The following is a 23,077-nucleotide window of genomic DNA, read 5'->3' as shown; positions in this document are numbered from 1 at the left end:
CGTTGTTTTTGCACAAAAACTATTGAAAATTTTTCTCAAAGTATTTATAATGTAAAAAATTATTAGGACACCTAAAAAAAATTGTATAAATTTAGAGAAAAGCAAAAAAATTTGATAGGAGGATTTGTTGAATGAGTCGTTTAGAATTAATTACTCCAGATCAGTCACAGCTGGTCGTGGAGTGTCTTTATAAAAATCTGGAACAGAGAATAGAATCCAGTCCACCTGGATTATGCCCGGTAGATATATCTAGAGCTTTTTTTGGAAATATGTCATGCACAAAGCTGTGGAAAATGTGTTCCATGTCGCGTTGGACTTGGACAATTGAAGAATCTTATTGAGGACGTTCTGGATGGACGGGCAACGGTTAAAACATTAACTGTTATTCGTGAAACGGCTCTGTCAATTATGGAATCAGCAGATTGTGCTATTGGATATGAAGCAGCCAAAATGGTATATAACGGTGTGGAAGGATTTAAAGATGACTATCTGGAACATATTATTCATCATCGCTGTTTAAATACAATAAATCAGTCTGTACCTTGTGTATCCAGATGTCCTGCACGGGTTGATATTCCGGGATATATTGCATTAGTCAGGGAAGGAAGATATGAGGATGCAATTCGTTTAATCCGAAAAGATAATCCATTTCCAACAACATGCGCATTTATTTGTGAACATCCATGTGAAGCTTTGTGCCGCCGGAATATGATTGATGACGCAGTAAACATCCGGGGTCTGAAAAGAATGGCAGCAGATGCAGCAGGATATGTTGCACCGCCGGAATGTGCACCATCTACAGGGAAAAACATTGCTGTAGTAGGTGGAGGTCCGGGAGGATTAAGTGCGGCTTATTATCTTCAGCTGATGGGACATCAGGTTACAGTTTATGAAATGCTTCCAAAACTTGGTGGAATGCTTCGTTATGGTATTCCGAATTATCGACTGCCAAAAGAGAGATTAGATGACGATATTAAAGCAATTTTAGATACTGGAGTAAAAGCAGATCTTGGAAAAGTCATTGGAAAAGACTATTCCATTGTAGATCTAAAAGAAAAATATGATGCGGTTCTTATCACCATTGGAGCCAGTACAGATAAGAAATTAGGTCTTGAGGGAGAAGATGCCAAAGGAGTTGTTTCTGCGGTTCAGTTTCTGCGTAATGTCGGATACGGAACACAGGAAGATCTCAAAGGAAAAGAAGTAGCTGTAATCGGTGGGGGAAATGTATCCATGGATGCAGTACGCACTTCTGTAAGACTTGGGGCAAAGAAGGTTAGTATCGTATACCGCAGAAGAGTTGCGGATATGACAGCTCTTCCAGATGAAATCAGTGGTGCCCAGGCTGAGGGTGTTGAGATTAAAACCCTGATGGCACCATCAAGAATTGAAAAAGACGAAAAAGGAAATATAAAAGGAATCTGGGTAACCCCTCAGATGATCAGCTAGATCAAAGGAGGACGTGCCAGCGTGAAGCCTACCGGGGAAGATGATGTCTTTATTCCATGTCAGCGCCTGATTGTTGCAATTGGACAGGATATAGAATATCAGCATTTTGAAGAAGCAGGAGTACCGGTACAAAGAGGACGGATCAATGTAGAAAAATTTGGCGGATTTGATGAAATGCCTGGTGTATTTGCAGGTGGTGATTGTGCAACAGGTCCTTCTACTGTTATTTCAGCAATTGCAGCTGGTAAGGTAATTGCGGCAAATATCAGATGAGGGATGACTCCCGCCTCTGTAGGCGGTGAGCAACAATTATGTATCAGTGGCGGGTTTCAATCCCCCATCTGATATACGCTCCGCGAGGATGCGCAGGAATTCGGATTGGAAGTATGTCTGCTATGCAGACCCGAATTCCGCGCCAAGACTCGCGAGCGAGTCTTGAAGATGAATACCTTGGATTCCATCATGAAATTACAACCGATGTCATTATACCAGAACCGAAATTAGAGGATAAACCACCTTGTGGAAGGGTTAACTTAACTGAAAGAGAAGCTGGAGAAAGAATCTGTGACTTTGATGGAATAGAAAATTGTATGACGAAAAACGAAGCCTGTCAGGAAGCATCCAGATGTTTACGCTGTGATCACTTTGGATATGGCATTTTCAAAGGAGGGAGGGATACAAAATGGTAAATCTTATAATTGATAATCAAAAAGTATGTGTAGAAGAGGGAACAACCATTATGGAGGCAGCAGCTTCTGTAAATATCCCGGTTCCTAAATTATGCTATCTTAAGGGAATTAATGAAATCAGTGCCTGCAGAGTATGTGTTGTTGAAGTGGAGGGAAAAGACCGTCTGGTTACTTCATGTAATAATGTGGTTGATGAAGGCATGGTCATATACACCAATAGCCCAAAAGTACGGAGAAATCGCAGAAACACTGTGGAAATGATCTTATCACAGCATGATGCTCAATGTGCTACATGTGTTCGCAGCGGAAACTGCAGTCTTCAGACCATTGCAAATGATTTAAACATTATTGATAATCCATACAAAAAGGAACTGGTTGCCCAGGAATGGGATCATACATTCCCGTTGATTCGTGATACCAATAAATGTATTAAATGTATGAGATGTATTCAGGTATGTGACAAGATACAGGGTATGAACATCTGGGATGTTACAGGAACAGGTTCCAGAACAACTGTTGGAGTGTCTGGAAACAGAGAAATTCAGGATGCAGATTGTGTTTTATCAAACGACCTAGCAAGAATACTCCCACTTCAAGCCCGTAGAGGGATAAGTGGTGAGATGAATTGCCGAAGCCGTGCCCTAGTAGAAAATAGAGCCGGAATTTCCGGCTCATACGCCTACCCTCGTCCAATCCCACATCGCACCATTTCACGCTGCATTGCTCGTGTTGCTGGCGCTTGGGTTTTGGCTGAATCAATTAAATTATCAACAGATTTCGAGCCTATTGTATTCCTCTCTTTCATTTTGGGCTATTTCATAAAAAGCTTTTGCCAACTCAAACTCATTTTCGCAATCCCACCCTATCCACTACGCACTCTTCAAGTTCGTCTCAATGATAATCATTCAACCTTGAAATAAATATATTCGCAAACGTTTTCCTTGGGCGTTTCTGGTATTGATTTGTCATATTTGTTTTCTTCCAAATATTCACAAATCATATCCTCCTTAAACTATATTCTTATATACAATTATACCTCGAACGGCAATAAAAACGTATAGTATCTGGTTGAAATTTTCAAAAAATTCCCTTATAATAAAATCAGTCTTAAATGTAGAAAGGGCTAGATACCAATGGAATTACAAACAAATAACCATTCAGTCTTTGCATTGCACTATCATCTGGTGATGGTAGTCAAATACCGCAGGCGTGTACTGGATGACACTATCTCTGACAGACTGAGAGAAATCTTTGAAAACGTGGCCGGTAACTATCACATTACCGTGGAAGAATGGAATCATGACATTGATCATGTCCATGTATTGTTCCAGGCACACCCAAAGAGTGAATTATCCAAATTCATCAACGCCTACAAGTCTGCCAGTAGCCGTCTCATCAAGAAAGAATATCCGGCCATCCGGAAGAAACTCTGGAAGGAAATGTTCTGGAGCCGTTCTTTCTGCTTGTTGACCACAGGCGGTGTCACCATGGATGTCATTCGGCAGTACATCGAGGATCAAGGAGAGAAAGAGTAAGTATGAAAGGAAAGAAAAAGGACAAACACTATCTTTGTGTAAAACAGCAATTGAAACGTCTGACGAAGGAAGAATACCTCATCCTTCGTGAACTTTGTCATGCTGCAAAAAACCTCTACAACGAGGGCTTATACAGTGTTCGTCAGCATTTCTTCCAGACGGAAGAATATCTTCCTTACGCCAAAAACTATCATCTCCTTAAAAACAGCGAAAACTATAAGCTGTTAAACAGTAACATGGGCCAACAGATTCTCAAAGAAGTAGACGGAACTTTTCAATCCTTCTTTGGACTCTTAAAATTGTCCAGACAGGGAGAATACAGCTTCCAGGATATTTCCCTGCCTCATTATCTGCCAAAAGACGGATACATGACGCTGGTAGTGGGATTTGTACGCTTAAATGGGAATCAATTCATCCTCCCTTACTCCAATGCGTTCAAAAAGAACCATAAACCAATCATTATCACCATCCCACCAATCCTGATGGATAAAAAGATCAAAGAGATCCGCATCATTCCAAAAGCCAATGCAAGGTTTTTCGAAATTCAGTATACATATGAAGCTGAACCTATCGAAATACAGATCAATCCAAACAAAGCACTTGCCATTGATTTTGGAATCAATAACTTAGCTACCTGCGTCACTGACGAAGGTGCTTCTTTCATCGTGGACGGAAAACACATCAAATCCATCAACCAGTGGTACAACAAGGAAAACGCCAGGCTGCAGAGCATCAAAGACCTGCAAGGCATCAAAGGAACCACCAAACGCCAGGCTATCCTTGCCAGAAAACGCAACAATGCAGTGAATGACTATATCAACAAGACTTGTCGCTATATCATCAATTACTGCATCGATAACCAGATTGGTCATGTAGTCATCGGCTACAATAAGGATCTGCAGAAGAATTCCAATATCGGACATCGAAACAATCAGAACTTGGTGAATATCCCAGTTGGTGAGATCCGCAAAAAATTGGAGTATCTTTGTGCCCTCTATGGCATCCACTATATGTTGCGTGAAGAAAGCTATACATCCAAAGCTTCCTTTTTTGATAGGGATGTTATGCCTGTCTATGGCGAAGAAGATAGCCAAACACCTGCAACATTCAGCGGAAAAAGAGTGAAAAGAGGACTCTATCGGACTTCCACGGGCTATGAATTCAATGCAGACGTAAACGGTGCGCTCAATATCCTTCGTAAAAGTAATGTTGTGTGCTTAGATGCACTATACAGTAGAGGCGTCGTGGCAACGCCTATGAGAATACGTATGGCTTAATTGCCATGCGCTGTTCTCATGAAGCCCCCACTTCTATAAGTGGTGGGTAGTTCACGCGGTCAGTGTATTACACATTGCCCGACGGGAGCATTAAGAGAAAGAGACGATACAGATAAGCTTTACAGAGCCATTGAAAATAAAGATAAGGTGGTGGTTGCACAGATTGCACCTGCAGTACGTACGGCATGGGGAGAATCTCTTGGACTATCAAGAGAAGAAGCAACGGTAGAAAAAATTGCAGATGCATTACGCCGAATCGGTGTGGATTATGTATTTGATACATCATTCTCAGCAGATCTTACGATCATGGAAGAGGGAACAGAATTTGTAGAACGTTTTACCAGCGGTGATCTGGATGAATATCCAATGTTCACCTCCTGCTGTCCTGGATGGATTCGATTTATTAAAAACCAGTATCCTAATATGGTGGGACGTCTCTCCAGTGCAAAATCACCGCAGCAGATGTTTGGGGCTGTTATGAAAACTGTTTTTGCAAAACAGAAAGGATTAAACCCTGATAATATATTTACAATATCTGTTATGCCTTGCCTGGCTAAAAAAGCAGAAAGAGAAATGAAACTGTTTTATGAAGAATATGCAGGACATGACATTGACTGCGTATTAACTACCAGAGAACTGGACCGAATGATCAAAGCAGATCATATTGATCCTTCAACATTAAAAGATATAGGATTTGACCGGCCATTTACAGAAGGGACCGGTGCAGGTGTCATATTCGGAGCTACCGGAGGAGTAATGGAAGCAGCTTTAAGATCTGCATATTTCCTTATAACAGGGAAAAATCCAAAGACAGATGCATTTAAAGAAATCCGTGGAGTAAAGGAAAAGGGATGGACAGAGGCTAAACTGGATGTCGCTGGAAAAGAAATACGAGTTGCAGTTGTCAGTGGCCTTCAAAATACCCGGGACTTAATGGAAGCCATTCGCAGAAAGGAAGTAAAATATCACTTTGTAGAAGTTATGGCCTGTCCGGGAGGATGTTCCGGTGGAGGAGGACAGCCGATTCATGATGGATATGAGCTGGCTGCAGAACGAGGACAGAATCTGTACTTCCTGGATAAGAATGCACAAATACGTTTTTCTCATGAAAATCCAGATATTAAAAAATTGTATGAGGATTTCTTTGAAGCACCAAATTCACATAAAGCCCATATGTTATTACATACAAAGCATAAGTAATGCCAGGAATATAATATTTTCTCTAACTTCTAATGGTAAAAGTAAAAACAGCACTTCAAATATGATATGAAAGTGCTGTTTTTGCTGTACGGTAATATAGGTGCACTGGCCAGATATTTTTAAATTTCAATGACTGTAGTATTATTTTCTTTCATGATTTCTTTTAATTCTTCAATAATTTTTACACCAGAACTTGTACCAATTCTCTGAGCACCGGCTTTAATCATAGCAATAAAGGTTTTAGCGTCCCGGATTCCGCCAGCTGCTTTTACTTTTACTGTATTTCCAACATGTTTTTTCATTAATTTTACATCTTCAATAGTTGCACCACCAGTACCAAAACCTGTGGAGGTTTTAATGAAATCTGGTTCTACCTCTTTGGCAATTTCAGCAAGTTTAATCTTTTCTTCGTCTGTTAAATAGCAGTTTTCAAAAATGACTTTACTAAGAACATTGTGTTTACGGCAAATATTAACTATGGTTTCCATTTCTTTTCTTATGTAATCCCAATTTTTAGCCTTCACTTCCGTCTGATTTATTACATAATCAATTTCAGTGGCACCGATCTCGATAGCATTTTCTGTATCAAAAGCTTTGGACTCGATGGTAGTCTGACCCAGTGGAAACGAAATAGCAGCACCAACATGAATATCAGTACCTCTTAACAGTTTTGCACATAAAGCTGACTGTACCTGATTAATAGCAACCATTTTAAAATGGTAATCTTTCGCTTCCTGGCATAATATTTCCATGTCTTCTGGTGTTGCATCAGTATGTAAATTTGTATGGTCGATCAAACGAGATAATTCATCAATGGTATAACTTCTCAAAATAAAGTCCTCCTCTTAAATAAATACTGAATATGTTAGTGTAAATATAACATTATGTAAATGAAATATCAAATATCACTTTCTTGCTTTAATACGCTAAATTGCTTATTTTTTTGTACATTGTTTACTTCTTTCAGATTTTTCGCTATAATAAACCCCAATAGGCAGACATATTCACCTAGGCAACGATGAAATACAGATACAGGAGGAGCAAATATGAGCAAAATTCAGATGACCACCCCGCTAGTTGAAATGGATGGAGATGAGATGACAAGAATCCTTTGGAAGATGATCAAGGATGAATTGTTATTACCGTTTATTGATTTAAAAACAGAGTATTATGACCTTGGATTAGAGCACAGAAACGAGACAAACGATCAGGTAACTTTTGATTCTGCTGAAGCAACAAAGAAGTATGGAGTTGCCGTTAAATGTGCGACAATTACACCAAATGCTGCAAGAATGGATGAATACAATCTGAAAGAAATGTGGAAGAGCCCTAATGGTACAATCCGTGCCATTCTGGATGGTACAGTTTTCCGCGCACCAATTACAGTTAAAGGAATCGAACCAACAGTCAGCAGATGGAAAAAACCAATTACAATTGCCAGACATGCATATGGTGATGTATATAAAGGTGTTGAAATTAAAGTACCAGGACCAGGAAAAACAGAACTGGTTTATACAGGAGAAGATGGAACAGAAATCCGTGAGACTATTCATGATTTTGACGGACCAGGAATCATTCAGGGAATGCACAATATTGATAAATCTATTGAAAGTTTTGCAAGAAGCTGTTTTACATATGCATTAGATACAAAACAGGATCTCTGGTTTGCAACAAAAGATACTATTTCAAAAAAATATGATCACACATTTAAAGATATTTTCCAGGAAATCTATGATGCAGAATTTGCAGATAAGTTTGAAGCAGCAGGAATTGAATATTTCTACACACTGATCGACGATGCAGTAGCACGTGTAATGAAATCAGAAGGTGGATATATCTGGGCATGTAAGAACTATGATGGGGACGTCATGAGTGATATGATTTCTTCAGCATTTGGTTCACTGGCTATGATGACATCTGTATTGGTATCTCCACAGGGATACTATGAATACGAAGCAGCGCACGGAACTGTTCAGCGTCATTACTACAAACACTTAAAAGGTGAAGAAACATCTACAAACTCTGTGGCAACTATCTTTGCATGGACAGGAGCATTAAGAAAACGTGGAGAATTAGATGGAAACAAAGAATTAATGGAATTTGCAGACAAGCTTGAAAAAGCAACACTGGACACCATTGAATCAGGAACAATGACAAAAGACCTTGCACTGATCACAACACTGGAAAATGTAAATGCAGTAAACAGTGAAGGATTCATAAAAGCAATCGCAGAAAGATTATAGAGTATTCAAAAAGCATCCCCGCAAAACGCTTCCGCACTTCGTTTGTGCAGATTGTTTTGCTTGGGATGTTTTTTTCATGCAGATTATTTTTCTGAGGAGATTGTTGAGGCAAACAACAGGGGAGAATAATTTAGAAGAAACAATACATAGGAGGCACATCAGGACAGACCGAAAGGGAGGGAAATTTGATGGAGAAGGCTGTTAAGAAAACCAGAAGGAGAAAAAAACCAGGAGAAACAACACATAGGAAACAGGCACATCTGGACTGACCGAAAGGGAGGGAAATTTGATGGAGAAGGCTGTTAAGAAAACCAGAAGGAGAAAAAAACCAGGAGAAACAACACATAGGAAACAGGCACATCAGAACAGACCGAAAGGGAGGGAAATTTGATGGAGAAGGCTGTTAAGAAAACCAGAAGGAGAAAAAAACCAGGAGAAACAACACATAGGAAACAGGCACATCTGGACTGACCGTTAGGGAGGGAAGCGTGCCGAAGACTATGTGTTGTTTCCATATATTGACAAATTTTTCCATTGTGCTAAAATGTAAAAAATAGGAAAAAGAGTCTTGTTCATTTCTATCTATTCAAAATCTAACCATCAATTCTATTATTTACGGAGGTGCATGTCTAATGAAGCAGGTCGATGCAGCGATGAAAAATCTCTTAAAAGACAAGGAAAAATTTGCTGATTTGTTTAACGGGTGTTTATTTTCTGGAAAACAGATTATTCATCCTGAGAATCTAAAGGAAATTAATTCAGAAGAAGTGTTTGTACAGCGAGATAAGGAGGCAAAGGGGCTGAATCAGGTAATCAAACGATACCGGGATGTGTTTATGGAGTATGTAGCAGGAGATATTCATTTTTTATTAGGGGTAGAAAGTCAGTCAGAGATTGATTATTCTATGCCGATTAGAGTGATGTTGTATGATGCATTGTCCTATGATGGACAAAAAAGGAATCTTGAAATCCGGGTAAATCAGAAAAGCGGAAAAACATATCGGAGTAAAATGACCAAGAGCCAGAAAATTTATCCCATAATTACATTGGTGTTGTACCATGGAGAACAGGAGTGGGAAGGTGATAAAAGTATCTATGGAATAATGAATCAAATGGGTATGGAAAAATACAATATTCAGAAATATATTTACAACTATAAAATAAATTTAATTGACATTTCTAAACTAAAAAATATGAAAAATTTTCAAGGGGATTTACAATATATATTATCAATGATAAAATATAAGTATCAAAAAGAGAAATTACAAGAATATATAAAGAAAAAAGAAAAAGAATTAAAACAGTTAGATGAAAGCTCCAAGAAAGCACTGGTCGAATTACTGGACAATGAAGATTTGATATTACTATTTCGGAACACAGAGAAAGGGGAGGAGTTTGATATGGGAAATGCAATTGCAGAATTAATTATGGATGGGAAAAATGAAGGAAGGAATGAAGGAAGAATCGAAGGAAGGAATGAAGGAAGAATCGAAGGAAGGAATGAAGGAAGAATCGAAGGAAGGAATCAGGGGAAAATTGAAGGAAGAAATCAGGAGAGAAAAGTATTGATACTAAAAATGTCAAAAAATGGGATGAGTATTGAGCAGATAGCAGAAGTAACGGAGCTAAGGAAAGAAGAAATAGAGAAGCTATTGGAAAATGGTGAGTAGATTATGAAAAGAGCATCCCCGCAAAAGGCTTCCAGACTGGGTTTGTGCAGATATTTTGCTTAGGATGTTTTTTTCAAATAAGTAATCTTTTCTCGGGAAAATGAAGAGAAGATACTTTATCAGGTAGTTTACTATAGGTTAAAGAATAACACACAAGAACCAATCACATTTGGAGAGACTGGAAGGAAGAGAGATGGGGAATTAGTATAATTGCAAAGAGGAAGATACTTGCTGATAGAATATTCCCCTGGAGGAAGTGTACTATAGGTTAAAGAATAACACACAAGAACCAATCACATCTAGACTGACCGGAGGGAGGGAAGCGTGATGGAGATGTGTGTTATTCTTATAGCATTACTGGACAATGAAGATTTGATATTACTATTTCGGAACACAGAGAAAGGGGAGGAGTTTGATATGGGAAATGCAATTGCAGAATTAATTATGGATGGGAAAAATGAAGGAAGGAATGAAGGAAGAATCGAAGGAAGGAATCAGGGGAAAATTGAAGGAAGAAATCAGGAGAGAAAAGTATTGATACTAAAAATGTCAAAAAATGGGATGAGTATTGAGCAGATAGCAGAAGTAACGGAGCTAAGGAAAGAAGAAATAGAGAAGCTATTGGAAAATGGTGAGTAGATTATGAAAAGAGCATCCCCGCAAAAGGCTTCCAGACTGGGTTTGTGCAGATATTTTGCTTAGGATGTTTTTTTTCAAATAAGTAATCTTTTCTCGGGAATATGAAGAGAAGGTGCTTAATGATTGAATATTCCACTAGAGGTAGTTTCACATAGGTTAAAGAATAACACACAAGATCCAATCACATCTGGACTGACCGGAAGGGAGGGAAGCGTGATGGAGACTGTGTGTTATTTCTGCATTTATTATTTTACAAATGTTTTACAATTTCTGGGTAGTTAGTTTTACCAATTCTTTTATAAAATAAATACCATGACAGTTTAAAGGTTATGAAACTGACGTTATAAAAATGAAGAGGAGAAAAAAGCATTATGACCAGTAAATGGAGAAAACAAATGATGGTGGGTGCTCTGTCATTAACTTTGGCAGCAGGTAACATGAGCTCTGTTTTTGCGGGAGCAGCACCGGATGGGAAAACCAATGGAAGTGATCTGGCACAGACCATGGGGCTGGAGACACAATGGAATCAGTGGAAGAGTAATTGGAACAGTGTGAAGAATGACTGGACACAGATTTCTCTGACACCAGGAAGCACAGCATCAGAGTTAAACTTTGCGTGGTATACACCGAAGCAGACAGATGATGACAGCAGTAACCAGCAGGTAGCAGCCCAGGTTGCAAAAGTTGCACCAAGGGCAGCCGAGACCAAGGTTCCAAAGCTGATTATCGGTGAAGGCAGAAATATGAGAAATGCCAAGGTGTATGAGGCAAAGCAGACACCTGTTGAAAATGAAAAAGATGCAGAGGGAAAAACCTACAATTCTAATAAGGTAGAAGTTTCCGGATTAAAGGAAAATACTACATATTATTATAGTTATGATAATGGAAATGGATATACAGATCCAGAAGCCTATACAACAAAATCTACCAATAACTTCAATTTTGTTTTTGTAGGAGATCCTCAGATTGGTTCTTCAAATGAGCTGAAAGGAACAGATTCAGCAGAATTTTATAATGCACAGTCTGATGCAGTGCGCAGTGATGCATTCAACTGGTCTGCAACTTTAAATGCAGCAGTAGAAAAGACAGGAAATAGGGCAAGTTTTGTTGTATCTGCCGGAGATCAGATTCAAACAACAAAGAAAAAAGCGCCAAATAAAAATGCAGCAAACAGTGAAATAGAATATGCCGGATATTTAAGCCCGGATATCTTAAAATCACTTCCGGTTGCAACTTCAGTTGGAAACCATGATGCAGATAATGCAAACTATACTTATCATTTCAATACACCGAATAGCAGTGAACTGGGAAGTAACGGAATCGTTGGAGGAGACTATTATTTTACATATGGAAATGCTCTCTTTATGATGCTGAATACTCAGGATACAAATGTGGCAGAACATAAACAGTTTATTGAAAAAGCAGTTGCAGAAAACAAAGACTGCAAATGGAGAATTGTAACTCTTCATCAGGATATTTATGGTTCAGCAGAACACTCCAATGAACCAGAGATTACAAATTTAAGATACGCGTTGACTCCATATTTTGAAGAAAATGACGTAGATGTTGTTTTAACCGGACATGACCATGCTTACTCACGTAGTAAAATGATGTTAGGCGGAAAGCAGTCTGAAACAGCAAAAGCGTATACAGATGATGAATTCGATGAACAGCTGGATAAAGATCTGGATTATTCAGGGGATCAGACATTATTTGTAGCTCCTGGAAATATCAAAGATGATACAACAGATCCTGCAGAACAGAAATATCTGGCATATTTAAAGAGTATTATGGATGATAGTGCAGTAGAGGCGGTAAAACAGGCAGGAAAGACAGTCATGAATCCGGAAGGAATTCTTTATATGACAGCAAGTTCTTCTTCAGGAAGTAAATATTATGATCTGGTTCCTAGAAAACAGACTTATATTGCAAACAGATGGCAGGAAGATGTTCCAACATATTCTATTGTAAATGTGACAGGTAACAGACTTACCATTGATACATATCGTACAGATACAGATGAAAAGATTGATGACACATTTTCTATTTTGAAAAATAAAGGGGATAAAGCATCTCTTAACTCTTCAATTAAAAGTGCAGAAGATGTTCAGAAGGCAAAGAATACTTATACAACAGCCAGCTATAAAGCATTTGAGCAGGCTTTACAAGGTGCAAAAAAGGTTGCAGCAGATAAATATGCAGCAGATACTGAGATTGAAAATGCTTTAAAAGCATTGAATGATGCAAAAACAGCATTGGTGAAAAAGTTAAGCATCGGTAACGCATATGTAGCAGGACTTAAGACACGTGTTTATACAGGAAAGAAACAGACTCCATCTTTGACAGTAAAGGTTCGTGGAAAATATTTAAAGAAAGATAAAGACTATACAGTTGTATATGGAAATAATACTAATACAGGAAAAGCATATGCAAAAATTACTGCAAAAGGTGATTATACTGGAACAAAAACTGTATACTTCTATATTGCACCAAAGAAAGTAACTGCATCTGTAAAAAGTTCATCCAGCAAGCAAGCAAAGGTTACGATCAAAACAGCAGCTGGAAAAGTATCCGGATATCAGATTAAATTTGCAACAAACAGCAAATTTAAAAGTGCAAAAACAAAAGCTACTACAAAAACAAAATATACATTAACTTCCCTGAAGTCAAAGAAAACTTATTATGTAAAAGTTCGTGCATACAAAAAGGTTGCAGGAAAAACAATTTACGGTGCCTATAGCAAGACGATAAAGGTAAACGTCAAGTAATATGAGCAGAAATAAGATCAAGGGAGGGTGTCTGGCAATTGCAGGCATCCTCTTTCTTCTGTTGTTTTTTTCTTTTCGAGGAATCGAGAAAGTAAAGCTGCTGGAAACAGAAGGCAGGGTCTTTGAAAAGGCAGAAGTTGTTCGTGTTATTTCAGACAATGTTGCAAAAAGTGGTTCAGGCAAACAGACAGTAGAATTAAAGCTGTTGTCAGGACAGTATAAAGGAAAAAAGGTGCAGGCAATCAGTTCCTCCAGTTATTTATTTGGAGCTAACTGTAAGAAAGGCATGAAGGTCATCACTATTGTCAGTGAATCTCAGGGAGAGTTGGTAGCTTCTGTTTATAGTATCAATCGTGGTCCGATGATTTGGCTAATGGTAGGGATATTTATAGCAATTGTTTTGTTTGTGGGAGGAAAAAAGGGAATTTCATCCATACTAAGCCTGGTTTTTACGTTTCTATGTATCATTTTCATTTTCCTTCCAATGATTTATCAGGGAGTGTCACCAATTTTTGCGGCAGTGCTGGTCATAGCATTTTCAACAATTGTTACAATGTGTATGATTGATGGAATTACTAAAAAATCCATATCGGCAATGGCAGGAACCATTATCGGTGTTGTCTTTGCTGGAATCTTTGCATGGATTTTTGGAAAGGTGGCTTCCATTAGTGGATATAATGTATCTGATATTGAAAATCTGGTCTATGTGGGAGAAATGACCAAGATTAAAATTGGGGAATTACTGTTTGCCGGTATTTTGATTGCAGCATTGGGAGCTGTGATGGATGTTGGGATGTCAGTAGCATCTACGGTTAATGAACTGAAAGAAAATAATCCGGAAATGTCATCCAGAGACTTGTTTACATCTGGCATGAACGTTGGGCGTGATATGATGGGAACCATGACCAATACACTGATACTCGCATTTACCGGTGGTTCAATCAACACTCTGGTTTTTATCTATGCATATAACTATGAGTACCAGCAGATTATCAACATGTATTCCGTGGGAATTGAAATCATGCAAGGACTATCCTCCAGTTTAGGAGTTATTCTTGCAGTACCGTTTACGTCTCTCATTAGTGCATGGATGCTGGGACGCAATTCAAAATAGAAAGAGAAAAAATTTATAGGTGAGTTTATACAAATAACACACAAGATCCAATCACATCTGGATTGCTCGAAGGCAAGAAAGCGTGATGGAGATTGTGTGTTATTCTTCTTTCATAAAGTTAAATCTGCTATAATTGTAAGAAACTTGTTATTTTTCCATTGAGATTTTTTACAGAATTTATTGATAAGCTAAGGATATCAAAGGATAGGGAGGATATTATGGATCAACCGAGGATTCTGGTCGTAGATGATGACAGAGAAATTGTAGGGGCAATTAAAAAACGTTTGGAGATGGAAGGCTTCTTTGTGCTGACGGCTTATGATGGCTTGGAAGCAATGGATTTGCTTATGGAACAGGATATTCACCTTTTGATTATCGATGTGATGATGCCAAAGATGGATGGATTGTCTGCAACTATGAAAATACGCGAAAGTAAAAATATACCGATTATTATTTTATCTGCCAAGACAGAAGAAAGCGACAAGATACTGGGGTTATCCATGGGAGCAGATGATTATGTCAGCAAGCCATTTCGCCCGGATGAGCTTGTAGCCAGAGTAAAGTCTCAGTTAAGAAGATATTTGCAGCTGGGAAGTATGAGATCAGCGGGTGAAAACAAAAATCAGATTGTGAATGGAGGATTGATTCTGGATACGGAAGGAAAAAGAATACTGGTGGATGGGGAACCGGTAAAAGTGACTGCAACAGAATATAAAATTCTTCATTTACTTATGAGAAATCTGGGCAGGGTATTTTCAGCAGATGAAATATATGAACGGGTCTGGAACGAAGAAGCTTATGCCACAGAAAACACGGTCATGGTCCATATCCGACGTATCCGGGAGAAAATAGAAATTGATACAAAAAATCCAAGATATTTGAAGGTGGTGTGGGGAATTGGATACAAAATGGAAAAAATGGATTAATACGCTTTGCATTACAATTGTTATTATTGTTATGTCAGCAGCTGCCATTGAAGGAGTCAATGTAAGTAACAGGTTTGCAAATGTAATGGATTCTGTATCATATGATGCATCCTTTGAAGAGTCAGATGTGATGGCTGATGTTATGGAAAAAGTGATTATTGACTGGGCAAAGGATCAGGGGATTATTGACAAGGAGGCATATTACCATACAGACGATATAAAGATCCCTTCCGGATATAAGTTAAAAGCGGATCTTGTAATTCAGCCTTATGGGAAAAAATCAAAAAAATCAACAACTACTTATGGTGATTTAGAATCAGATAAATCTGCAGTTAATAAAGTTATTGATTATAAGCTTCAACGAAATCCATCTTATAATTTAAGAAAAAATGGACAAATTGAACGTTATGCCGTAAATCCTGAGGGTTTGGATGCCAGTGAATTTTATAAGGAGACTTCTCAATATTCTCTTCTTAATACATTGCCACCGGATTTCTTTATTGATGACCAGAAGAAGCAGAGACTGGAATCTTTGAACATAAGACTGGAGTTTTCAACAGATTTTATGAACACTCTGAAAACGGAGTACAAACAGGATCAACAGATGGTTAAAAGATGTATAAAAGAAGCGATGATAATAGTAGGGATTGAAGTTTTAGGAACGATCCTGTTGATCATTCTTTTTGCATTACAGAAGAATCGAACCAGATTTTTCAAAGCGCTGGACCGAATCTGGTGGGAAGTGATTGCAATGATAGCTATTTGCGGAATCGGATGTATCATTTCGATTCCTATGATGATAGCGGAAGTGAGCAGACAGTATGTCAATGGAAATACTGCTGGTTCTTCTGTAGAAGTTGCAATGATGTCTTCTTATATGGTGATGCCAGTGCTGATTGGATTGTTTGCTATTTGCGTCCAGACAACAGTTTGGCGTTTAAAAGAGCATAACTTCTTAGACTCAACTTTATGTGTCGGATATTTCAGAAAATGGTATCGAAATTCCAAAGAGCGACAAAAACTGGAATATGAAGCAATGTCTTTTGCTGAACAACACGCAAAAGATCGAATCAGGCAATTCCAGATTGCCAGAAGGATCCTGATTGCAGCGGTAATATTACTGATCTGTTCTATAAGTGCATTGGGCTTTGTTGGCTTTGGTCTGGCTGTTCTTGGAGTTTTTGCTATTCGGTATCTGACAAAATATTCTGACCGCTATGCAGAGGAACAAAGAGATTTATGCAAACTGGTAGAGCAGATCGAAAAAATTTCCAACGGGGAATTATCTGCGGTGACAGATATTGCAAAAGAATCTGCATATTATGATTATAGTCAGAAACTTACCAATATAGGAAGTGGAATGGAAAAAGCCCTGGAAGCTCAGCTTAAAGGGGAGAGAATGAAGATTGATTTAATCACTAATGTTTCTCATGATCTGAAAACTCCTTTGACTTCTATCATTGGATATGTGGATCTGTTAAGCAGAGACGAAACCCTTTCTCCGGAAGCCAGAGATTATGTACAGATTCTCACAAAAAAGACAGAGCGTTTGAAAAATATCATTGCAGATTTATTCGAATTGGCCAAGTCTACCAGTGGAGATATAAAAATTAATCTGGAAGTCATGGATATGAGGAGACTGATAGAGCAGACTCTGGGAGATATGGAAGACCAGATCAAAGAGGCCGGATTTGGCATACGATTCCGATGCGAGACAGAAAATACACAGTTCCTTGGAGATGTAAACAGAATGTACCGTGTAGTGCAAAATGTTCTGGAAAATGCATTAAAGTACTCTTTGAAGGGAACCAGGATATTTGTGAATATAACAGAAGATGCAGACCATATCCAACTGGAAGTAATCAATACTGCTTCCTATGAAATGAACTTTACAGAAGAAGAAATCATGGAACGATTTGCAAGAGCAGAAAAGTCAAGATCCAGTGAAGGAAACGGACTGGGGCTGTCAATTGCTGATAGTTTTACTAAAAACTGTGGAGGAGAATTTGCCGTAAAAATTGAAGGAGACCAGTTTAAAGTAACAGTGAAATTCCAAAAAATTACAAATGAAAATATTGTTTAATATAGTAAATAATTTATATGATATGAAAGGTGTGGAAATTGGTAAAAAATTGTATTTATTTTTAAAAATAATAGAAAAAATAAATGAAAAAGTATATAATAAGCTGGTGTCTGAAATATACTGGCCCGATATTATCTTGAATGGAAGCTTATGATACATGGTTGCTTTAACATAAAGATAAGTATGTTTTAGGCATTCTCAGGGGGAGCTCTCTAAAATGAGGGCTTCTTTTTTTACGATGTTCACAGAAGAGTCATAGACACTATTGCGGGAAAATGCTATAATTTTATAAAAATAAATGCTTGTTAAAATATGAAGTTTCATATTGAATCTGCAGATATGAAAGGAATTTCAAAAGATGAAGAAGCGACTGTTGAGTTTTACCCTGGCATTTATTATGCTTTTTTTTGCAGGGTGTAATATAGATGGAAAAAAAGAAACAAAATTAAAAACCGAGGATCTGGATGAGGCAACATTAGAAGGTATGGCAGAAGATATTACAGATGAGATGTCTTTAAAGAATAAGATAGGACAGCTTTTTATGGTTTCATTGTATTCTCTGGATCAGGCAGACAGTAAGAATCAGACCAAGATTACCAGTGAGATGAAGGAAACTTTGAAAAAGTATCCCGTTGGGGGAGTGGTTCTATTCTCAAAGAATATGAAGACAGCCAAACAGACCAGACAGTTGATTTCAGATTTACAAGATGCATCTTATGTTCCTTTGTTTGTTGCAGTAGATGAAGAAGGTGGAGAGGTATCTCGTGTAGCCTCTAATGACAAAATGAACGTGACACATTATCCATCTGCCAGAAAAATAGGCGAGACTTATGATGATCAGCAGATTGAAGATATGGGAAAAAACCAGAGCAAGGAACTTAAAGCACTTGGATTTAATATGAATTTTGCTCCTGTGGCAGACGTACTGACTAATGCCGATAATATTGAGATTGGTGACCGGAGTTTCGGAAGTGATGCAGGTAAGGTGGCAGATATTATTTCCACTTTAGTAAAAAGTATGCAAAAGCAGCAGATTTCTGCAACGCTGAAACATTTTCCGGGAAGCGGGGATACAAATGGGGATACCCATACAGGAAGTATCAAAACCGAGCAGAGTATCCAGGAGTTAAGGAAGACAGATTTCCTTCCATTTCAGGCGGGAATCAAAGCAAAGACAGATGCGATCATGGTTTCACATCTGATGCTTGCCAATGTGACAGATGAAGAAGAACCATCCAGTTTAAGTAAACGTGTGGTTACGGATATATTACGAAAAGAGCTGGAGTATGACGGAATGATCATAACAGATGCTATGAATATGAAATCTATTACAGATAATTATTCTGCAGGAGAAGCGGCAGTGAAAGCCATTCAGGCAGGAAATGATATTGTGGTCATGCCGGAAAATCTGAAGAAAGCATACAAAGCAGTAAAGATAGCACTTCGTAACGGAACCATAAAAGAATCACAGATTGATGATTCAGTGGAAAGGATTATCTATACCAAATTAAAGCGAGGAGAGATACCTCCAGATACAGATTTGCTAAAAAGTAATTCATAAAGATAGCTGCAGGACAGTTTTATTATAGAAGAAACTGCCTTGCAGTTTTTTATTATCTGTGTTAGTATCAAAAATGAACAAATTTGAATTTTGCATACTTTTTACACAAAAAAGGAGTTTGACCATGGAAAAACGAGACTTACTTTATGAAGGAAAGGCTAAAAAGGTTTTCCAGACAGATGATCCGGATCTGCTGCTTGTTGACTATAAAGATGATGCAACAGCCTTTAATGGTGAGAAAAAAGGTACAATCCTGGGAAAAGGGGTTGTAAACAACCGTATGACAAACTATATATTTAAGATTCTGGAAAGGAAAGGCGTTCCAACACATTATATACAGGAATTAAGCGATCGTGAAACAGTTGTTAAAAAAGTGGAAATCGTGCCATTAGAAGTTATTGTACGTAACATCGCAGCAGGAAGCTTTTCTAAGAAATTAGGAATCGAAGAAGGCTTTGAGCTGTTGCAGCCTACATTGGAATTCAGCTACAAAGATGATGAGCTCGGAGATCCATTTATCAATTCTTATTATGCTATAGCTTTAGGAAAAGCTACAAAAGAAGAAATTGATGCCATTACAAGATATGCATTTAAAGTTAATGAAGTATTAAAGGAAGAATTTGCAAAAGCAGGAATCAGACTGGTTGACTTTAAGATTGAATTTGGACGCTATAAAGGTGAAATTATCCTTGCTGATGAGATTTCCCCGGATACATGCCGTTTATGGGATGCAGAAACAAATGAAAAGTTAGATAAAGACCGTTTCCGCAGAGACATGGGGAATGTTGAGGCAGCATATGAAGAAGTGTACAGAAGACTTGGTTTATAAGAAAGGCTGATATTAGTAAGATGAGCAGAGAAAATTTTGATAAGCTTGGAGAGGAATGCGGAGTATTTGGAATTTATGACTTCGATGGAAATGATGTAGCTTCGACGATTTATTATGGATTATTTGCATTACAGCACAGAGGACAGGAAAGCTGTGGAATTACTGTAGCAGATACCAATGGACCGAAAGGAAATATCTGTACCAAGAAGGGTATGGGGCTATGTAATGAAGTATTTACCAAAGAAAAGCTGGAAACATTAAAGGGTGATATTGGTGTAGGACATGTCAGATATTCTACAGCAGGAGAAAGTACCCGTGAGAATGCACAGCCGCTGGTATTGAATTATATCAAAGGAACATTGGGGCTGGCGCATAACGGAAACCTGATCAATGCTTTGGAATTAAGAGAAGAACTGGAGCAGACAGGAGCTATTTTCCAGACAACCATTGATTCTGAAGTAATTGCATATCACATAGCAAGAGAACGTGTCAAAACAAAAAATGTTGAAGATGCGGTTGCAAATGCCATGAAGAAGATTAAAGGAGCATATTCTTTAATCGTTATGTCTCCAAGAAAACTGATTGGGGCAAGAGATCCTTTCGGATTCAAGCCTCTTTGTATTGGAAAACGTGATAATGCATATATTCTGGCATCAGAATCCTGTGCCCTGGATACCATCGGAGCAGAATTTGTCCGTGATGTATTGCCGGGAGAGATTGTATCCATAACAAAAGAAGGAATCGTATCCAACTGTGATATGTGCCTTCCACAGGAAAAGTCTGCAAGATGTGTTTTTGAATATATTTATTTTGCAAGACCAGATAGCGAAATTGACGGTGTCAGTGTTTATCATTCCAGAATTATGGCAGGAAGATACCTGGCACAGGATTCACCGGTTGAGGCAGATGTGGTAGTAGGTGTACCGGAATCAGGAAATGCAGCAGCACTGGGTTATTCCCTGGAATCCGGAATTCCATATGGAACAGCCTTCGTTAAGAATTCTTACGTAGGACGTACTTTCATTAAACCGGGACAGAGCAGCCGGGAATCCAGCGTACAGATTAAATTAAATGTACTGGCAGAAGCAGTGAAAGGGAAAAGAGTCATTATGATTGATGATTCTATCGTACGAGGAACAACCAGCGACCGTATCGTATCTATGTTAAGAGATGCAGGAGCTAAGGAAGTCCATGTACGAATCAGTTCTCCGCCATTTTTATGGCCATGTTATTTCGGAACTGATATTCCGGAAAGAGAACAGCTGATTGCATATAACCGTTCCGTCAATGAAATTTGTCAAATCATTGGAGCGGACAGTTTAGGATATTTAAGAGAAGAACGTTTATCAGAAATGGTAAAAGGACTTCCTATCTGTAAAGGATGCTTTACAGGAAAATATCCAATGGAACCACCAACAAGAGATATTCGTGGAAATTTTGAAAGATAAGGAGTTTTTATGAGCAACGATAGATATCAAAGTCCATTATCAGAACGTTACGCAAGTAAAGAAATGCAGTATATTTTCTCCCCTGATAAGAAGTTTAAGACATGGAGAAAACTGTGGATTGCACTGGCAGAAGTTGAAAAAGAATTAGGTCTGGACATTACACAGGAACAGATCGATGAATTAAAAGCACATGCAGAAGATATTAACTATGAAGTGGCTAAAGAACGTGAAAAACTGGTTCGCCATGACGTTATGTCACATGTGTACGCATATGGACAGCAGTGTCCAAAGGCAAAGGGAATCATCCATTTAGGAGCGACTTCCTGCTATGTTGGAGATAACACAGACATTATTATCATGACAGAAGCACTGAAACTGGTTCGTACCAAGCTTCTTAACGTAATCAATGAGTTATCCAAATTTGCATTAAAATACAAAGACCTTCCAACCCTTGGATTCACACATTTTCAGCCTGCACAGCCAACAACTGTTGGTAAGAGAGCATCCCTGTGGCTGATGGATCTGGTATATGACCTGGAAGACCTTGATCATGTAATTGAAAACATGCGTCTCCTTGGTTCTAAAGGAACTACAGGAACACAGGCAAGCTTTTTAGAGCTGTTTGAAGGAGATCACGAAACGATCAAGAAGATTGATGGAATGATCGCTGAAAAAATGGGATTCACAAAATGTCAGCCGGTTTCCGGACAGACTTATTCCAGAAAAATTGATTCCCGTGTAATCAATGTATTAAGCCAGATTGCACAGTCTGCACATAAATTCTCAAATGACATCCGTCTGCTTCAGCATCTGAAAGAAGTAGAAGAACCATTTGAAAAGAACCAGATCGGTTCATCTGCCATGGCTTATAAGAGAAATCCGATGAGAAGTGAAAGAATTGCATCTCTGGCAAACTACGTAATGTCAGATGCCATGAATCCGGCACTGGTAGCATCAACACAGTGGTTTGAAAGAACTCTGGATGATTCAGCAAACAAACGTCTGTCTGTACCGGAGGGATTCCTTGCAATTGATGGTATCCTTGATCTATACTTAAATGTAGTAGACGGACTGGTTGTATATCCAAAAGTTATTGAAAGCCGCCTGATGAGCGAGCTGCCATTTATGGCAACAGAAAATATCATGATGGATGCGGTAAAAGCCGGTGGAGACCGTCAGGAACTGCATGAAAAAATCCGTGTACACTCTATGGCAGCAGGAAAAGTTGTCAAAGAAGAAGGAAAACCAAACGATCTGTTAGACAGAATCGCAGCAGATCCAGCCTTTGGTATGACAAGAGAGCAGTTAGAAGCAATCATGGAACCAAAGAACTTCGTAGGACGTGCACCACAGCAGACAGAAGAATTTGTCAATGAAGTGGTACAGCCAATACTGGATGCAAATAAAGAAGTGCTGGGAATGACAGCAGAAATTAACGTATAAAAACTTAAAAAATAGAAAAAAGCTTTCTGGAAAAACATCAAAAAAATGTTTGACTGGAAAGTTTTTTTCAGTTATATGGGAAAAGGCAAAATTAAAAGGAAAATAATTATTTTTATAAAGGGATATGTGAAAGTTGCTCATTTCGTGTTATAATAATATAGTTATTTTAATAAAAAATATATGATATAAGGGATGAAAAGAGA

At 38.3% G+C, this 23,077-nt stretch carries 14 protein-coding genes and 4 pseudogenes; 17 read left to right on the top strand and 1 reads right to left on the bottom strand.

The genetic code is table 11. From position 1 onward, the window contains the following. Positions 1 to 131 precede the first annotated feature (131 nt). The 6 genes and pseudogenes from BHF70_RS06115 to BHF70_RS06090 form a co-directional block, all read left to right on the top strand. Positions 132 to 1,716 (top strand): annotated as a pseudogene (locus BHF70_RS06115) (NAD(P)-binding protein); the annotation flags it as partial. A 173-nt stretch (positions 1,717 to 1,889) separates the two neighbouring features. Next, positions 1,890 to 2,138, top strand: a pseudogene (locus BHF70_RS06110) (NAD(P)-binding protein); the annotation flags it as partial. After that, positions 2,132 to 2,743 (top strand): annotated as a pseudogene (locus BHF70_RS13010) (2Fe-2S iron-sulfur cluster-binding protein); the annotation flags it as partial. The pseudogenes BHF70_RS06110 and BHF70_RS13010, both read left to right, overlap by 7 nt. A gap of 528 nt (positions 2,744 to 3,271) precedes the next feature. Further along, the gene (gene tnpA / locus BHF70_RS06100) at positions 3,272 to 3,673 is read left to right on the top strand and encodes an IS200/IS605 family transposase (protein ID WP_075759427.1); all 402 of its coding nucleotides are present in this window, start codon (positions 3,272 to 3,274) and stop codon (positions 3,671 to 3,673) included. Positions 3,674 to 3,675: 2 nt separating this feature from the next. After that, positions 3,676 to 4,950 (top strand): RNA-guided endonuclease InsQ/TnpB family protein, encoded by a 1,275-nt coding sequence (locus tag BHF70_RS06095; RefSeq protein ID WP_075759426.1) that lies wholly within the window; start codon positions 3,676 to 3,678, stop codon positions 4,948 to 4,950. 57 nt (positions 4,951 to 5,007) lie between these two features. Further along, positions 5,008 to 6,150, top strand: a pseudogene (locus BHF70_RS06090) ([FeFe] hydrogenase, group A); the annotation flags it as partial. Between the two features lie 119 nt (positions 6,151 to 6,269). Here the strand turns inward: BHF70_RS06090 and deoC are convergent. After that, complete coding sequence (deoC, locus tag BHF70_RS06085) at positions 6,270 to 6,980, bottom strand: deoxyribose-phosphate aldolase (protein WP_075759425.1); 711 nt, start codon at positions 6,978 to 6,980, stop codon at positions 6,270 to 6,272. A gap of 216 nt (positions 6,981 to 7,196) precedes the next feature. Between deoC and BHF70_RS06080 the strand changes: the two genes are divergently transcribed. From BHF70_RS06080 to purB, 11 genes are all read left to right on the top strand, one after another. After that, positions 7,197 to 8,393 carry an NADP-dependent isocitrate dehydrogenase gene (locus BHF70_RS06080; protein ID WP_075759424.1) on the top strand — a complete coding sequence of 399 codons (1,197 nt, stop codon included), beginning with the start codon at positions 7,197 to 7,199 and terminating at the stop codon, positions 8,391 to 8,393. A 632-nt stretch (positions 8,394 to 9,025) separates the two neighbouring features. After that, positions 9,026 to 10,063: an Rpn family recombination-promoting nuclease/putative transposase gene (locus BHF70_RS06075; protein WP_075759423.1), complete on the top strand. Its 1,038-nt coding sequence runs from the start codon at positions 9,026 to 9,028 to the stop codon at positions 10,061 to 10,063. 327 nt (positions 10,064 to 10,390) lie between these two features. Beyond that, the gene (locus tag BHF70_RS06070) at positions 10,391 to 10,702 is read left to right on the top strand and encodes a hypothetical protein (protein ID WP_083638328.1); all 312 of its coding nucleotides are present in this window, start codon (positions 10,391 to 10,393) and stop codon (positions 10,700 to 10,702) included. 371 nt (positions 10,703 to 11,073) lie between these two features. Next, positions 11,074 to 13,470, top strand: a complete 2,397-nt coding sequence (locus BHF70_RS06065; RefSeq protein ID WP_075759422.1) for a purple acid phosphatase family protein — start codon at positions 11,074 to 11,076, stop codon at positions 13,468 to 13,470. Position 13,471: 1 nt separating this feature from the next. Then, a complete protein-coding gene (locus BHF70_RS06060) occupies positions 13,472 to 14,584 on the top strand; it encodes a YibE/F family protein (protein WP_075759421.1) in 1,113 nt (370 codons plus the stop codon). A 218-nt stretch (positions 14,585 to 14,802) separates the two neighbouring features. After that, entirely contained in the window at positions 14,803 to 15,510 is a 708-nt protein-coding gene (locus tag BHF70_RS06055) for a response regulator transcription factor (RefSeq protein WP_075759420.1), read from the top strand. Further along, positions 15,482 to 17,593, top strand: coding sequence for a sensor histidine kinase (locus BHF70_RS06050; RefSeq protein ID WP_242946324.1), 2,112 nt, complete (start codon positions 15,482 to 15,484; stop codon positions 17,591 to 17,593). The genes BHF70_RS06055 and BHF70_RS06050 overlap by 29 nt, the downstream gene beginning before the upstream one ends. A gap of 358 nt (positions 17,594 to 17,951) precedes the next feature. Then, positions 17,952 to 19,154, top strand: coding sequence for a glycoside hydrolase family 3 protein (locus tag BHF70_RS06045; RefSeq protein WP_075759419.1), 1,203 nt, complete (start codon positions 17,952 to 17,954; stop codon positions 19,152 to 19,154). Positions 19,155 to 19,278: 124 nt separating this feature from the next. After that, positions 19,279 to 19,983: a phosphoribosylaminoimidazolesuccinocarboxamide synthase gene (gene purC, locus BHF70_RS06040; protein ID WP_075759418.1), complete on the top strand. Its 705-nt coding sequence runs from the start codon at positions 19,279 to 19,281 to the stop codon at positions 19,981 to 19,983. A 20-nt stretch (positions 19,984 to 20,003) separates the two neighbouring features. Then, the gene (gene purF / locus BHF70_RS06035; RefSeq protein WP_075759417.1) at positions 20,004 to 21,431 is read left to right on the top strand and encodes an amidophosphoribosyltransferase; all 1,428 of its coding nucleotides are present in this window, start codon (positions 20,004 to 20,006) and stop codon (positions 21,429 to 21,431) included. A 9-nt stretch (positions 21,432 to 21,440) separates the two neighbouring features. Further along, positions 21,441 to 22,874 carry an adenylosuccinate lyase gene (gene purB / locus BHF70_RS06030; RefSeq protein WP_075759416.1) on the top strand — a complete coding sequence of 478 codons (1,434 nt, stop codon included), beginning with the start codon at positions 21,441 to 21,443 and terminating at the stop codon, positions 22,872 to 22,874. Positions 22,875 to 23,077 lie beyond the last annotated feature (203 nt).

This window comes from Anaerostipes sp. 494a, assembly GCF_001940315.1.
Lineage (GTDB): Bacteria > Bacillota > Clostridia > Lachnospirales > Lachnospiraceae > Anaerostipes > Anaerostipes faecalis.
Note: the sequence above shows the minus strand (reverse complement) of the source record. Positions and strands in the feature narration are given on the sequence as shown.

Coding starts and splice junctions, on each gene's coding strand:
- BHF70_RS06075 (WP_075759423.1), top strand. CDS start 9,026: ATGAAGCAGGTCGATGCAGCGATGAAAAATCTCTTAAAAGACAAGGAA.
- BHF70_RS06060 (WP_075759421.1), top strand. CDS start 13,472: ATGAGCAGAAATAAGATCAAGGGAGGGTGTCTGGCAATTGCAGGCATC.
- purF (WP_075759417.1), top strand. CDS start 20,004: ATGAGCAGAGAAAATTTTGATAAGCTTGGAGAGGAATGCGGAGTATTT.
- BHF70_RS06080 (WP_075759424.1), top strand. CDS start 7,197: ATGAGCAAAATTCAGATGACCACCCCGCTAGTTGAAATGGATGGAGAT.
- purB (WP_075759416.1), top strand. CDS start 21,441: ATGAGCAACGATAGATATCAAAGTCCATTATCAGAACGTTACGCAAGT.
- tnpA (WP_075759427.1), top strand. CDS start 3,272: ATGGAATTACAAACAAATAACCATTCAGTCTTTGCATTGCACTATCAT.
- BHF70_RS06070 (WP_083638328.1), top strand. CDS start 10,391: ATGGAGATGTGTGTTATTCTTATAGCATTACTGGACAATGAAGATTTG.
- BHF70_RS06055 (WP_075759420.1), top strand. CDS start 14,803: ATGGATCAACCGAGGATTCTGGTCGTAGATGATGACAGAGAAATTGTA.
- BHF70_RS06045 (WP_075759419.1), top strand. CDS start 17,952: ATGAAGAAGCGACTGTTGAGTTTTACCCTGGCATTTATTATGCTTTTT.
- purC (WP_075759418.1), top strand. CDS start 19,279: ATGGAAAAACGAGACTTACTTTATGAAGGAAAGGCTAAAAAGGTTTTC.
- BHF70_RS06095 (WP_075759426.1), top strand. CDS start 3,676: ATGAAAGGAAAGAAAAAGGACAAACACTATCTTTGTGTAAAACAGCAA.
- BHF70_RS06065 (WP_075759422.1), top strand. CDS start 11,074: ATGACCAGTAAATGGAGAAAACAAATGATGGTGGGTGCTCTGTCATTA.